General features: G+C 73.5%; 12 protein-coding genes. 5 read left to right on the forward strand and 7 right to left on the reverse strand.

The window, feature by feature from the left end; all coding sequences use genetic code 11:
- Positions 1-129 precede the first annotated feature (129 nt).
- Complete coding sequence (leuS, locus tag ACVWW9_RS13715) at positions 130-2673, reverse strand: leucine--tRNA ligase (RefSeq protein WP_456515940.1); 2544 nt, start codon at positions 2671-2673, stop codon at positions 130-132.
- A 139-nt stretch (positions 2674-2812) separates the two neighbouring features.
- Here leuS and ACVWW9_RS13720 point away from each other — a divergent pair, with 139 nt between their 5' ends.
- The 3 genes from ACVWW9_RS13720 (at position 2813) to ACVWW9_RS13730 (ending at position 4767) form a co-directional block, all read left to right on the forward strand.
- Complete coding sequence (locus ACVWW9_RS13720) at positions 2813-3283, forward strand: SRPBCC domain-containing protein (protein ID WP_354260327.1); 471 nt, start codon at positions 2813-2815, stop codon at positions 3281-3283.
- A 162-nt stretch (positions 3284-3445) separates the two neighbouring features.
- On the forward strand, positions 3446-4408 hold the full coding sequence (locus tag ACVWW9_RS13725; protein ID WP_456515941.1) for an SRPBCC domain-containing protein: 963 nt from the start codon (positions 3446-3448) through the stop codon (positions 4406-4408).
- The gene (locus ACVWW9_RS13730; protein WP_456515942.1) at positions 4405-4767 is read left to right on the forward strand and encodes an ArsR/SmtB family transcription factor; all 363 of its coding nucleotides are present in this window, start codon (positions 4405-4407) and stop codon (positions 4765-4767) included. The genes ACVWW9_RS13725 and ACVWW9_RS13730 overlap by 4 nt, the downstream gene beginning before the upstream one ends.
- A gap of 545 nt (positions 4768-5312) precedes the next feature.
- Here ACVWW9_RS13730 and ACVWW9_RS13735 read toward each other — a convergent pair.
- Positions 5313-6629, reverse strand: a complete 1317-nt coding sequence (locus tag ACVWW9_RS13735; protein WP_456515943.1) for an anthranilate synthase component I family protein — start codon at positions 6627-6629, stop codon at positions 5313-5315.
- 12 nt (positions 6630-6641) lie between these two features.
- On the opposite strand from ACVWW9_RS13735, the gene ACVWW9_RS13740 reads away from it, so the two are divergent.
- Positions 6642-7454, forward strand: coding sequence for an aminotransferase class IV (locus ACVWW9_RS13740; RefSeq protein WP_456515944.1), 813 nt, complete (start codon positions 6642-6644; stop codon positions 7452-7454).
- Complete coding sequence (locus ACVWW9_RS13745; protein ID WP_354260317.1) at positions 7451-8095, forward strand: DedA family protein; 645 nt, start codon at positions 7451-7453, stop codon at positions 8093-8095. Before ACVWW9_RS13740 ends, ACVWW9_RS13745 begins: the two co-directional genes overlap by 4 nt.
- Before the next feature lie 6 nt (positions 8096-8101).
- On the opposite strand, the gene cydC is transcribed toward ACVWW9_RS13745, so the two are convergent.
- The 5 genes from cydC to ACVWW9_RS13770 form a co-directional block, all read right to left on the reverse strand.
- A complete protein-coding gene (gene cydC, locus ACVWW9_RS13750; RefSeq protein ID WP_456515945.1) occupies positions 8102-9742 on the reverse strand; it encodes a thiol reductant ABC exporter subunit CydC in 1641 nt (546 codons plus the stop codon).
- Complete coding sequence (gene cydD, locus ACVWW9_RS13755) at positions 9739-11433, reverse strand: thiol reductant ABC exporter subunit CydD (RefSeq protein ID WP_456516039.1); 1695 nt, start codon at positions 11431-11433, stop codon at positions 9739-9741. The genes cydC and cydD overlap by 4 nt, the downstream gene beginning before the upstream one ends.
- Positions 11430-12461 (reverse strand): cytochrome d ubiquinol oxidase subunit II, encoded by a 1032-nt coding sequence (cydB, locus tag ACVWW9_RS13760; protein ID WP_456515946.1) that lies wholly within the window; start codon positions 12459-12461, stop codon positions 11430-11432. Before cydB ends, cydD begins: the two co-directional genes overlap by 4 nt.
- A gap of 9 nt (positions 12462-12470) precedes the next feature.
- A complete protein-coding gene (locus ACVWW9_RS13765) occupies positions 12471-13895 on the reverse strand; it encodes a cytochrome ubiquinol oxidase subunit I (protein ID WP_456515947.1) in 1425 nt (474 codons plus the stop codon).
- Between the two features lie 67 nt (positions 13896-13962).
- Complete coding sequence (locus ACVWW9_RS13770) at positions 13963-14634, reverse strand: TetR/AcrR family transcriptional regulator (RefSeq protein WP_456515948.1); 672 nt, start codon at positions 14632-14634, stop codon at positions 13963-13965.

Below are 14634 nucleotides of genomic sequence, written 5' to 3' on the forward strand. Positions count from 1 at the left end.
GGGACGCTCGATCGGGCTGAGCCGCGCGCCGACCCCGATGGGGTGCTGGCGACGGGCTCAGCCCGATCGAGCGTGCGGTGGTCTCGACTCGCTCGGCTTCGCCGTGCGGCTCGACCAGCCAGGAGAGCGCTACCCGACGACGAAGTTGACGAGCCGCGGGGCCCGCACGATCGCCTGCCGCACGGTCGCGTCGCCGATCGAGCGCGCGACACCCGGCAGCTCGCGTGCGAGCCGCTCGAGCTCGTCACCGGCGACGTCCGCCGCCACCTCGATGCGGTCGCGCACCTTGCCGTTGACCTGCACCACCGCGGTGACCGTCTGCTCGACGAGCAGCGAGCGGTCGGCCTTCCGCCAGCCGGCGTTCGCGATCGACGGCTCGAAGCCCAGGTTCGCCCACATCTCCTCGGCGGTGTACGGCGCGAAGAGCGACAGGCCGAGCGCGATCGTCTCGACCGCCTCCCGCACCGCGGGGTCGGCCGCACCGGCACCGGTGTCGACGGTCTTCCGCGCGGCGTTCGTCAGCTCCATGAGGCGAGCGACGACCACGTTGAACTTCAGCGCCTCGATGAGCCCCGGCGCATCCGCCAGGAAGCGGTGCGTCTCGCGGCGCAGCGTGCGGTCGCCGGGCTTCGGGTCGGTGCCGGGCTTCGCGAGCGACTCCTTCGAGAGCCGCCACGCGCGCGCCAGGAACTTCTGCGCACCGGTCGGGCTGACGTCCTTCCAGTCGATGTCGTCCTCGGGCGGGCCGGCGAAGCTCATCGCGAGCCGCACGGCGTCGACGCCGTACTGCTCGAGCTCCTCCGAGAGCGTGACGAGGTTGCCCTTCGACTTCGACATCTTCGCGCCGTCGAGGATGACCATGCCCTGGTTGAGCAGCGACTCGAAGGGCTCCGTGAACGGCACGTGGCCGAGGTCGAAGAGCACCTTCGTGATGAAGCGCGCGTAGAGCAGGTGCAGGATCGCGTGCTCGACGCCGCCGACGTAGCGGTCGACGGGCGCCCAGCGCTCGACCTGTGCGCGGTCGAACGGCTGGGTGTCGTCGTTCGGGCTCAGGAAGCGCAGGTAGTACCAAGACGAGTCGACGAAGGTGTCCATCGTGTCGGCGTCGCGACGCGCGGGGCTGCCGTCGATCGGCGACGGCACGTTGACCCAGTCCTCGGCGGCGCCGAGCGGGCTCGTGCCCTTCGGCGTCAGGTCGAGGCCGGCGGTGTCGGGCAGCGTGACGGGCAGCTGCTCGAGCGGCACCGGCACCTCCTGGCCGTCGGCGGTGTGGATGATCGGGATGGGCGTGCCCCAGTAGCGCTGCCGGCTCACGAGCCAGTCGCGCAGGCGGAACGACTTCGCGGCGCGGCCGACGCCCTTCGCCTCGAGCATCTGCACCATGCGGCCGATCGCGTGCTGCTTCGACATGCCGTCGAGGTCACCCGAGTTCACCATCCGGCCGTCGCCGGTGAGCGCCTCGCCGGTCGCCTTCGGATCGAGCGGCTCGAAGCCCTCGGGCTCGATCGCGTTGCCCTCATCGTCGATCGGGATCATCGGCATGACGCCCGTGACCGCCGCGTTCGTGTCGACGACCACCTTGACCGGCAGATCGAAGGCGCGGGCGAAGTCGAGGTCGCGCTGGTCGTGCGCGGGCACGGCCATGACCGCGCCGTGGCCGTAGTCGGCCAGCACGTAGTCGGCGGCCCAGATGGGCAGGCGCTCGCCCGTGAGCGGGTGGATCGCGAAGCGGCCCAGGTCGACGCCCGTCTTCGTGCGCTCGGCGTTCTGGCGGTCGATCTCGGTCATGCGACCGACGTCCTCCAGGTACGCCTGGAACCGCATCCGCACCTCCGGCGACGCACCCGATGCGAGCTCGGCGGCCAGGTCGGAATCGGGCGCGACGACCATGAAGGTCGCGCCGTAGAGGGTGTCGGGGCGCGTCGTGAAGACGGGCACGCGGCTGTGGTGGCCCTCGATCTCGAACTCGACCTCAGCGCCGACGGAGCGGCCGATCCAGTTGCGCTGCATGCGCAGCACCTTGTCGGGCCAGCGGCCCTCGAGCTGGTTGAGGTCGTCGAGCAGGCGGTCGGCGTAGTCGGTGATCTTGAAGTACCACTGCGTGAGCTTCTTCTTCACCACGGGCGTGCCGCAGCGCTCGCAGGCGCCGGCGACGACCTGCTCGTTGGCGAGCACCGTCTGGTCCTTCGGGCACCAGTTGACGTTCGACGGCTTCCGGTAGGCGAGGCCCGCCTTGTAGAGCTCGAGGAACAGCCACTGGTTCCACTTGTAGTACGCCGGGTCGGACGTGTGCAGGATGCGGTCCCAGTCGAACGCCGTCGCGTACTGGCGCATCGAGCGCTTGTGCTGCTCGATGTTGTCGGCCGTCCAGGCCTTCGGGTCGATGCCGCGCTGGATCGCCGCGTTCTCGGCGGGCAGCCCGAAGGAGTCCCAGCCGATCGGGTGCAGCACGTTGAAGCCCTGCTGCCGCCAGTAGCGCGCGAGCACGTCGCCGTACGCGTACGACTCCGCGTGCCCCATGTGGAGGTCGCCCGAGGGGTACGGGAACATGTCGAGCACGTACTTGCGCGGCCGTGCGTCGGTCTCGTCGTCGGTCGCGAAGGGGCGGATGCGGTCCCACACCGGCAGCCAGCGCTGCTGGATGCGGGCGAAGTCGTAGGTCTCGTCGGTCACAGATGCTCCTGGGTGTCGTCGGCCGGAGGCGGCACGACGGCTTCCCAGTCTACGGCGAGCCAGGCAGAGCCCCGCATGGCATGATCGAGACCGTTCCCGCGGCCACCACGGCCGCCTGGGTGGCGGAAGGGAGTCGTCGGTGCCGGAGTTCGAGAACCCGCCAGCGACGGTCGACGTGCCCGCCTCGCGCGTGACGCGCATCGTCGCGATCGACGCTCCTCGCAGCGCGGTGTGGCGCTGCCTCACCGAGCCCGACCTGCTGGCGCGCTGGCTCGGCGACATCGCCGCGTTCCCGGATGGTGTGGTCGCGGGCGCGACCGGACGCTTCGCCTGGACCGGCGAGGTCGTGCTCGCGGCGCGCATCCTCGAGGTCGACGCCGAGGAGCGCTTCGTCTTCGACTGGGCCGAGGGGATCCTCTCCGGCCGCGCGTCGACGGTCGAGATCGGGCTGCGCGACATCGACGGCTCGACGCAGCTGCACCTCGTCGAGCACGGCTTCCCGCTCGAGGGCGACGACGCCACGCGGCGCGAGGCGCTGCGCGCGCTCGCCGCCGGCTGGACGGTCGAGCTCGACGAGCTCGTCGACCTCGCGGAGTCGCTCGCCCGCTGAGCCCTCGCCGGCCGAACTTCCCCGAACTGCGGGATTCGCGGCCGAGATCTCGCAGTTCGGGGAAGTTCGACGTCACGTCGCCCGGGATGTGCAACCGAAAGGTTGCGACGGGGACGGCGGCGGCGTAGCGTCTCGTGCAACCGGACGATTGCAGGAGGGGTCATGGACGACGCAGTGCAGAGCGAGCGCCAGGGCGGCAGGCACGAGGCCGAGGCCGTCATCGACGAGGGCGCGACGCGCGTCACTCGGACGATCGAGGTGCGGGCGCCGATCGAGGTGGTTTGGGAGTCGCTCACGGATCCGCGCGAGATCGCCGAGTGGTTCGGCGACAGCGCGGACTTCCCCGAGGGCACGGGCGCAGGCGCGGCCGGCAGCTTCGGCTGGAGCGACCATGGTTCGTTCCCCGCACTCGTCGAGCGCTCGGAGCGCCCGCACGTCTGGGCGTTCCGCTGGGGGCGGCCCGGCGAGGAGCTGCGTGACGACAACAGCACGCTCGCGACCTTCACGCTCGAGCCGCTCGACGCCGGGACGCGGCTCACGGTCGTCGAGACCGGCTTCGAGCGGCTCGGCGACGCCGCAGCGGCGCGCGCCGCGATGCGCGACAACCAGCACGGCTGGACGCACGAGCTCGACGAGCTCGTCGCGCTCCTCGCCCGCCGCTGGACACCCGCGACCGTCGACCGGCTCGCCGGCACGATCACGCGCGTGCTCGACATCCCGGCGCCGCGCTCGCTCGTCTGGCAGCACCTCACCGACCCCGCGTCGATCGAGGCGTGGTGGGGGCATCCGGCCGCCTTCCCCGGCGGCCTCCGCGAGGGCGTCACGGGCACGTTCAAGCACGAGGGGCAGCGATGGCCCGTCGCGATCCGCGTGCTGCGCCCCGAGCAGACGTTCGCGTTCCGGTGGGGCGAGTTCGGCGAGGCAGAGCCCGGCCCACGCGCGTGCGACGTGCGCTTCGACCTGGACGAGCTCGAGCACGGCGGCACGCGGGTGACGGTGGTCGAGTCGGGGTGGATGCGCGTGCCCGAGGAGGAGCGCGACGAGCGGATGCGCGGCAACGCGGGCGGGTGGGAGCAGGTGCTCGACGGCCTGCGGGCGCACGTGCTGCGCGCGGTCGCGCTGTGACCGGCGCATCCGGCCCGCCGACGCGCGAGCTCGTGGTGGTGCAGCTCGCGGCCCTCGCCGACGACACCCGGTGGGCGATCCTCGAGCTGCTCGGCAGCCAGCCGCGCTCGGCGAGCGACCTCGCGCGCGAGCTGCCGGTCTCGCGGCAGGCCATCGCGAAGCACCTCGCCGTGCTCGAGGCAGCCGGGCTCGTCGACGCCGAGCGCGACGGCCGCTCGCTGCAGTACCGGGCGATCGGCGCGAGCCTGAGCGCGCTGGCCGACCGGCTGGACGCGATCGGCCGGCAGTGGGAGTCGCGGCTCGAGCGGGTCGCGCGCATCGCAGAGGCGCGGGCGGGGTCGACCCCGCTCGTCGAGTAGCAGCGCCGCAGGCGCCGCGTATCGAGACGACGTGATCTCGATACGCGGCCGGCTCCGCCGGCTGCTACTCGATCAGCAGTACCTGCTCGTCGAGTAGCAGCGCCGGAGGCGCCGCGTATCGAGACGAACCTCCCGCCCGGGCGTGATCTCGATACGCGGCTGGCTCCGCCGGCTGCTACTCGATCAGCGGTACTCGCTCGTCGAGTAGCAGCGCCGGAGGCGCCGCGTATCGAGACGAACCTCCCAACTGGGCGTGATCTCGATACGCGGCCGGCTTCGCCGGCTGCTACTCGATCAGCGGTATTTGCTCGTCGAGTAGCAGCGCCGCAGGCGCCGCGTATCGAGACGAACCTCCCGCCCGGGCGTGATCTCGATACGCGGCCGGCTCCGCCGGCTGCTACTCGATCAGCGGTACTCGCTCGTCGAGTAGCAGCGCCGAAGGCGCCGCGTATCGAGACGAACCTCCCGCCCGGGCGTGATCTCGATACGCGGCCGGCTCCGCCGGCTGCTACTGGATTAGCAGCGGCTGGCCGGCTGGTGCTCGATCAGCGGGGCTGGGCGGCGGGGACGAGGGCCGCGAGCAGGGCCGCCGCCTTCACGTGCAGCTCGTCGACCTCGAAGGCGGCCTCCGAGAGGGCGGTGACGCCGCCGCCGACGCCGATGTGCGCGCCTTCCGCGTCCGCAACGACGCTCCGGATCACCATCGCGAGCTGGCACGACTCCCCCGAGACGAGCCCGAAGCATCCGGCGTACACGCCGCGCGGGGCGCCCTCGAGCTGCTGCAGCAGCTCTACCGTGCGGCGCTTGGGCGCTCCCGTCATCGAGCCGGCCGGGAAGAGCGCGCGCACGGCGTCGAGCGGGCCGAGCCCCGGCAGCAGCTGTCCCTGCACGGTCGACACGAGCTGGTGCACGGTCGGGAACGTCTCGACGCCGAGGAGGCTCGTGACGTCGACGGTCCCCGGCGCGCACACCCGCTGCAGGTCGTTGCGGCACAGGTCGACGATCATGACGTTCTCAGCGCGCTCCTTCTCGCTGTCGAACAGCTCGCGCGCGAGGGCCGCGTCGTCCTCCGCCCCGCGCCGCCGCGTGCCCTTGATCGGCCGGGTCGTCGCGACGCCGTCCTGCACGCGCAGGAACGTCTCGGGGCTCGCGCTCGACACGGTGACGCCGGCGATGCGCAGCAGCCCGCCGTGGTGCACCGGGCTCGCCGACCGCAGCCGCGCATGGGTGGCGATCGGGTCGATCGGCGGCGCCTCGATCGCGGTCGTGAGGCACAGGACGTAGGAGTCGCCCTCGCGGATGTGCTCGCGGCACCGCTCGACCTTCGCGGCGTAGGCGGCGTCGTCGTCCCGCCAGCGGAGCGCGCTCGGCTCGACCCGCGCGATCGGCGGCAGCGCCGGCACTGATCTCGCCGGCACCGGACCGTCCGGCAGCGACCACGGCAGCCCGTCGCGCGACTGCAGCTGCGCCTGCCCGCCCTCGATCACGACCCAGCGGTCGAGCAGCAGCCACGCCGCCTCCGGGAAGCGGCTCTCGGCGGGCTCGAGCCCGAGCATCCGCACGCCCGCCTCGAACCCGAGCCAGCCGACCCACGCACCGGGCAGCTCCGCGCGCGCCGCCTCGAGCGCGGCGACCGCGTCGCCCGGGATCGGCCGTCCGTCGAGGCTCGCGAGACCCCCGCGCACGACCAGCACGTGCGCGCCGACGCCGACGACGTGCGCGCCCTCCGAGGAGGAGTCGAGCCAGACGACGTCGGTCGACGCCGCCTCGAGCGCGGCGAACGCGGCCTCGGGCGTCGTCGTCACAGGCTGCGTCCAGCGCGCCCCGAGGTGCGGCAGGAGAGCCGCAGGGGTCGCTGGCATAGGGTCGATCCTATGAGCCGGAGGCATGTCGTGCGCGCCTGGACGGGCGCCGGCTTCGAGCCCGCGGACCCCGCCGAGCACGGCGCGAACGACCTCATCCTCGCGGCCGACTCATGGCTCGTCATCGACGGCGCGGTGCTCGCGCTCGACCGCCATCGAGAGCGGTTCGCGCGCGCCGCCGCCGAGGTCGGCGGCGACCCGGCCGCCGCGCGCGCAGCCGTCGACGCCGCGATGCGGCACGTCCCCGCGGGCGCCTGGTCGCCCCGCCTCGACCTCACGCCCGAGGGCATCCGCCTGCGCATCCGCCCCGCCCCCGAGGCGCGCGGCACCGTCGAGGTCGTCACGGCGTCGCGCGACCCGCGCACCCTGCCGCTCCGCAAGGGGCCGGACCTCGCCGCGCTCGCCCTGCTGCAGGCGGAGGAGCGCGAGCGCGCCGGCGCGGAGGTCGAGCCGATCCTGACGACCGGTGCGGATGCGGGTGGCCTGGTCGCCGAGGGCGCCTGGTCGGCGCTGCTGTGGTGGCACGGCGACGAGCTGCGCGTGCCTGCGGCCGACGTCCCGCGGCTGCCCTCGGTGACGGCGGCCGTGCTCCTCGACCTCGCCGAGGCCGACGGGGTCCGGGTGCGCGAGGTGCACGCGACGCCCGACGACCTCGCGGGCGCCGAGGTGTGGCTCGCGAACGCGCTCCGGGGCATCCGCGTCGTGACGCGCTGGCACGGCGGCCCGGAGGTCGGCCGGGGCGAGCGCGCGACCGCGTGGCAGGAGCGGCTCACGGCGCTGCGGCGGGCACCGGCGATCGACGCGCCGATCGCGAGCCGGCGGTGATCGACGACGCGATCGGCGTGCTGCTCGAGACGATCGGCTCGATCGACCCGCTGCTGCGCACGGTGCTCGCCGGGCTCGCGATGCTGCTCGAGACGAGCGTGCTGCTCGGGCTCGCCGTGCCCGGCGACACGATCGTCATCATCGCCGCGCTCGCGGTCGAGGAGTGGCCGTGGTGGCTCGCGCTCATCGGCGCGACGGTGATCGGAGCGCTGTGCGGCGAGTCGATCGGCTTCGCGATCGGCCGCTGGATCGGACCGGCGATCGACCGCTGGCTCGAACGACGCTGGCCGAAGGCGTCGCTGCGCTGGCGCAGGACCGAGCGCTACCTCGCACGCCGCGGCGGCATCGCGATCTTCCTCTCGCGCTTCCTGCCCGTCGCGCACTCGCTCGTGCCGCTCATCGCCGGCAGCGCGGGCATGGCCTACCGCCGGTTCCTCGCCTGGACGCTGCCCGCGTGCCTGCTCTGGGCGACCGCGTACTCGACCGCCGGATGGCTCGCCGGCGGCAGCTACCGCGAGCTCGCGGACGAGCTGCACGGCGCCGGCTACGTGCTCGTGGCGGTCGTCGCGGTGTTCGTCATCGCCGTCTACGTCGTCAAGCGCCTCATCGCCCGCGGCGAGGCCCGGCACCTCGACGACTGAGGGCGCTCAGCGCGCTGCTGCCGCACGGATGCGCACGGTCCGGCTCACGAGGTCGTCGGGCAGCGGCGCATGGCTGACGACGAGCAGGATGCGGCCGTCGCCGCGCGCGGCCCCGAGGATGTCGCGCAGCAGCGGCTCGGCGAGCTCGCGGTCGACGTTCGCCGTCGGCTCGTCGAGCACGAGGATGCGCGCGTCGGCGAGCAGCGCGCGGGCGAGCGCGATCCGCTGCGCCTGCCCGCCGGAGACGAGCCCGCCGCGCTCCCCCAGCCGCGTCGCGAGCCCGTCGCGCTCGCGCGCCCACCCGGCGAGCCCGACGCGCTCGAGCACCGCCCACAGCTCCTCAGAGGTCGCGTCCTCGCGGGCGAAGCGCAGGTTCTGCTCGAGGTCCTCGTCGAAGATGTGCGGGCGCTGCTCGGCGAGCAGCACCGAGCGGCGGAGCGCATCCGGGTCGATCGCGCGCACGTCGCGGCCGCCGATCCGGTAATCGCCGGTCGACTCGAGCAGTCGCACGAGCGCGAGGCCGAGCGTCGACTTGCCGGCTCCGGATGCGCCGACGATCGCGACGGCGTCGCCCGGCTCGGCCCGCAGGTCGACCGGCGCGAATGCCGGGCCGCTGCCGGGCCACGCCGCCTGCAGGCCGACGAGCTCGAGCGCGCCGAGCGGCGGCTCCTGCTCGCCGCCCTCGGCGGGCACGGCGGCGAGCGCGTCGTCGCCCGGGAGGGCCTCCGCCACTCGCGCAGCGGCGGCGCGCGACTCGCGCCACGCGAGCACGGCGGGCGGCACCGCGCCCCACACCTCGAACACCGCGAGGCCGACGAGGGCGACGAGCGCCGCGAGCGGGCCGGTGAGGCCGCCGTCGGCGACCGCGGGCGCGGCGATGAGCGTCGCGACGAGCACGCTGCCGCCGGCGGCGAGCGCGATGAGACCGGCGCCCGCGCCGGCCGCCAGCGCGTGCCGACGCGCCCGCTGCGCGATGTCGCGGTCGAGCACCTCGATCGCGGCGCGGCGCTCGGGCTCGGCGCCGTAGGCGCGCAGCAGGTCGAGCGCGCGCACGTGGTCGACGAGCTCGCTCTCGAGCCGCGATCGCAGCGGACCGAGCGCGGCGTCGGCGGTGCCGGCGATGCGCGCGGTGACGAGCGCGGCAAGCCCGCCCGCCACGACCACCGCGACGAGCAGCGCGAGCCCGGCCGCCGGCAGGATCCAGGCGACCGTCGCGATGGCGAGGCCCACCGCGATGCCGCTCGACGACAGCGGTCCGAGCACCCGCAGCGGCCAGTCCTGCAGCCGGTCGACGTCGCCGACGAGGCGCGGCATCAGCTCGCTCGAGCGGCCCACCCCGACGGGCGCGACCGGGCGCAGCCGGTCGAACGCGGCGCGCCTGGCCGAGCCGAGCATGCGGAACGCCGCGTCGTGCGAGACGACCCGCTCGAGGTACCGGCCGGCCGCACGGCCGACCGCGAAGGCGCGCACGCCCACGATCGCCATCTGCAGGTGCAGGATCGGCGGCTGGAAGGAGGCGGCGGCGAGCAGCCAGCCGGCGGTCGCCATGAGCGCGATCGCGAGGACTGCGGTGAGCGCCGCGGCCGCGATGCCGCCGGCCATGCGGCGGCGCTGCCCGAGCGTCGCGAGCACGTCGCGGCCGGTCATGCGCGCACCTCGATGCTGGGCGCCCCAGCGAGCCGCACCACCCGGTCCGCGGCGTAGATCACGGCGGGTCGGTGGCTCGCGACGACGACAATCGTGCCCTCGGCGGCGGCGGCGCGGAGCCCCGCGATCACCTGCCGCTCGGCGTCGGCGTCGAGCGCGCTCGTCGGCTCGTCGGCGAGCAGCACGGCCGCGCCGGTCGCGACGCGGTGGAGCGCCCGCGCGAGCACGACGCGCTGCGCCTGCCCGCCGGAGAGGCCGAGGGAGCCGCCGGTGGCCGGCTCGATGCGCGCGTCGAGGTCGACGTCGACGCCCGCGCGGGCCAGCGCGGCGCGCAGCCCCGTGTCGTCGGCGGACGCTCGGCCGAGCGCCAGGTTCTCGCGCACCGTACCGGTGACGACGGCATCCCACGCGCCCTGCGGCGCCCACGCGAGCCGATCGGGCTCCAGCGCTGCGCCGTCGAGGGATGCGGTGCCGCGCGCGGGCGCGAGGCCCAGCAGCGCGGCGATGACGCTCGACTTGCCCGCGCCGGACGGCCCCGCCAGCACGACGAGCTCGCCGCTTCGCGCGGAGAGCGAGACCGGCGGCAGCCACCGCTCGCCGCGGCGCACCTCGAGCGCCTCGACCACGAGACCAGCGTCGACGACGAGCCCGGCACCGACGTCGAGCCCCGAGCCCACGGCGACCCCCGGCCGCTCCGCGAGCGCCGGCGCCTCGATGAGGTCGAGCACGGCGCGCGACGCCTCGATGCCCTCGGTGGACGCGTGGTAGGCGGCGCCCACCTGCCGGACCGGGAGGAAGGCATCCGGCACCAGGATGAGCACGCTGAGCGCGAGGCCGAGCGCGATGTCGCCCTCGACCAGCCGGATGCCGACCGAGACGGCGACGAGCGCGACCGAGAGCGCGCCGGCGAGCTCGAGCACCATCGACGACACGAACGAGACGCGCAGCACGGCCATCGTGCGGATGCGGTGCTCGTCGCTCAGCGCGTCGACCCGCGCCCCCGCGCGGCGGTCGCGGCCGAACAGCCGCAGCGTCGCGAGCCCCTCGAGCGTGTCGAGCCACGAGCGCGCGAGCCTGCCGGTCGCCGCCCACTGCTCGCGCTGCACGTGCTCGGTCGCGAGCCCGATGAGCACCATGAAGACGGGGATGAGCGGGAGGCAGACGAGCACCGCGATGCCGCTGAACGCGTCCTGCGACCAGAGCGCGAGCACGATGATGGGCGTCGCCACGACCGTGCGCACGAGCTGTGGCAGGAACTGCCCGAACCAGCCGTCGAGCGCGGCGAGCCCGCGGCCGAGCGCGGTCGCGGTGTCGGCCGCGCCGGCCGGGCTGCCGTGCGCGCCGATGCGGGCGAGCGCGGCGGTGCGCAGCTGCGACTGCACGCGCGCGGCGGCGGCAGGGGCGAGCGATCCCGACAGCCAGGCACCCGCGGCACGCACGACGACGGCGATCGCCGCGAGGCCGAGGTCGGGCAGGATCGACGCCGGCGGCGCACCCTGCACGACCGCGCCGATCGCGTGGCCGGCGAACCACGCGAAGGCGACGATCGCGCCGGTCTGCACGAGCGCGATCGTGGCCTCGAGCGCGAGGTGCGCGCGGGCGCCCGGCGCGTGCCGCAGCAGCCGCGGATCGAGCGGGCCGCGGCGAGCGGGACCCGCCGGGCGCCGCTGGTCCGATCCCTGCTCGTTCAGTGCAGCACCTCGACGGCCGCGGTGGTGACGCGCCGGCGGAACACCCAATAGGTCCACGCCTGGTAGGCGAGCACGAGCGGGAGGCAGACGAGCGCCGCCCAGCTCATCACCTCGAGCGTGTACGCGCTCGACGAGGCGTTGGCGACCGTGAGGCCGACGAAGCCGCCCTCCGGGTCGGAGGCGGGCATCACGAACGGCCCGCCCGCTCGCGTCAGCAGCGAGCCGAAGAGCGTCGAGACGGCGAGCACGACCGTCGCCGCGGTCGACGCGAACGCCCACCCGTCGCGCTCGACGCGGTTGAGCATCCACGCCGCGAGGCACGTGATCGCGGCGAGCGCCGCGAGCACGATGACGAGCGGTGCCGGGTTCTGGATGACCGTCCACAGCAGGAACACCACGGCGAGCCCGGCGGTGGTGAGCAGCGCGCGGTCCGCGAGGCGGTGCGCCCGAGCCTTCAGGTCGCCGTCGGTCTTCAGCGACAGGAAGACGGCGCCGTGCGCGAGGCAGAGGGCGACCATCGTGAGCCCGCCGAGCAGCCCGTAGGGGTTGAGCAGCGTGAGCAGCGAGCCGGTGACGAGCGCGCCGCCCTGGTGCGGCTCCATCGGCACGCCCTGCGCGACGTTCGCGAACGCGACGCCCCACAGCAGCGCCGGGATCACGGAGCCGGCGACGATGCACGCGTCCCAGCCCGCGCGCCAGCGGGCGGAGTCGCGCTGGTGCCGGAACTCGAACGAGACGGCACGTGCGATGAGGCCCAGCAGCAGCACGAGCAGCGCCAGGAAGAACCCCGAGAACATCGTCGCGTACCACTCGGGGAACGCCGCGAACAGGCTCGCGCCGGCCACGATGAGCCACGTCTCGTTGAGGTCCCAGACCGGGCCGATCGCGTTGATGATGCGCCGGCGGTCGGTCTCGCTGCGGCCCAGGATCGGCAGGCTCATGCCGACGCCGAAGTCGAAGCCGTCGAGCACGAAGTACATGACGAACATGAACCCGATGACGAGGAACCAGATGAGCGGGAGATCCACGGCAGCCTCCTAGTAGACCGTGACGGGTTGCGCGGGCCTGCCGGACTCGTCGAGCTCGGGCGCCTCGGCGGGACCGCGCTGCGCGGCCCGCTGCATGAGCCGGAACTCGATGACGCCGAGGATCGCGTAGATCGCGGTGAAGGCCAGCAGCGAGGCGAGCACCTCGCCGCCGCTCACCCCGGGGCTCACGCCGTCCTCGGTGCGCATCTGCGAGAAGACGAGCCACGGCTGGCGGCCCATCTCGGTGAAGACCCAGCCGACCGTCATCCCGAGGAGCGGCAGCGGCAGGCTCCAGATGGCGACGTTCCACACCCACCGCGGCTGCTCGATGCGGCGCTTCCTGGTCAGCCACAGGCCGACGATCGCGATCGCGAAGGCGAGGAAGCCGAGGCCCATCATCCAGCGGAACGACCAGTACGTGACCCAGATGATCGGCGTGTAGTCGTCCGGTCCCCAGAGCGCGGTGTACTCCGCCTCGAGGTCGTTGATGCCCTCGACGGTGCCGAGCGGGTCGTGCGTCGACAGCAGTGCGAGGAGGTACGGCACCCGCACCGAGAAGATCTCGTGCTCGCCATCCGGCGTGCCGAGGCTGAAGAGCGAGAAGGATGCGTCGTAGCCGGAGGACGTGTCGTACATCGCCTCGGCCGCGGCCATCTTCATCGGCTGCGCGGCGACCATCGCGATCGAGACCATGTCGCCGGTGATGAAGGTCAGCATCCCGCCGCCGATGACGCTCCAGAGCCCCACGCGGAGCGCGGTGTACATCATCGACGTGTGCTGCGCGCGCTTGAGGTGCCATGCCGCGACGCCGACCATGACGGCCCCGGCGACCATGACGGAGGCGAACATCGTGTGCGGGAACGAGGCGAGCAGCACCGGGTTGGTGAGCACCGCGCCGATGTCGGTGAGCTCGGCGCGCTCGCGCGCCTCGTTGATCGCGAAGCCGACGGGGTTCTGCATGAACGCGTTGGCGGCGAGGATGAAGTAGGCGCTCGCCATCGTGCCGAGGGCGACCATGTAGATGGTCAGCAGGTGCAGCTTCGGCGACAGGCGGTTCCACCCGAAGATCCACAGCCCGATGAAGGTCGCCTCGAAGAAGAAGGCGATGAGGCCCTCGAACGCCAGCGGGGCGCCGAACACGTCGCCGACGAAGCGGGAGTAGTCGGACCAGTTCATCCCGAACTGGAACTCCTGCACGATGCCGGTCGCGACGCCGATCGCGAAGTTGATGAGGAAGAGCTTGCCGAAGAAGTGCGTGAGCCGGAGGTGGTCCACGTTCCCGGTGCGCAGCCACGCCGTCTGGAAGCCGGCGGTCAGCCACACCATGCCGAGCGTGATCGGCACGAAGAGGAAGTGGTAGATCGTCGTGAGCCCGAACTGCCACTGGGACAGGACGAGCGGGTCGAGCTCCTGCGCGAGAGGGACGATGGGCATCAGGCCGCCTTTCGGATGCCTCCATCCTCTCGCCGCGACCTATATGACAGCAACGACACGCCGATACCTATGTGACAGGTGCGCCGTCTCGGGGGTCGTCCGGAGCCACCGGGTCGCCGAAGGCGGCGGTCAGGTGCTGCATCGCGCACGTGCGGCCGAGCGCGAGGTAGCGCGGATCCCCGTGCGGGTCGTGCAGGAACGCGTAGGTGACGAGCGCGTCCAGCCCGCCGATCGCGAGCACGAGGCCGTCGCGCCCCTCCTCGTCGAGCTCGATGCCCCAGCGCTCGGCGACGTACTCGGCGATGACGTCGGCGAAGAGCGGCGCGACCTCCTGCCGCGCGACCGGCCCGAGGTCGAGGCCTTCCCCGGTGCGGAGCGAGCGGAACGAGGGCACCTCGCGGAAGGTGTCGATCATCGCGCCGATCACGGCATCCGTCGCGTCGGTCCAGGTCTCGTGCGGCTGCGCGAGCACACGACCGACCGCGTGGCGCATCCGCTCGAGGTTGCGCTCCGCGAGCGCGACGAGCACCGCGACGCGGTCTGGGAAGTACCGGTACACCGTGCCGATCGAGGCGCCGGCGCGGTCGGCGACGAGCGCGGTCGTGAGGTGCTCGATGCCGTGCTCGACGACCACCGCCGCGGCGGCGTCCAGCAGCGCCTCGACGCGCTGCGCGGCTCGCGCCTGCACCGGCTCGTGGCGCACGGTGACCGAGGGCTGGCCGTTCGGACGATCGCTCAT

The sequence above is a fragment of the Agrococcus sp. UYP33 genome (assembly GCF_054060915.1).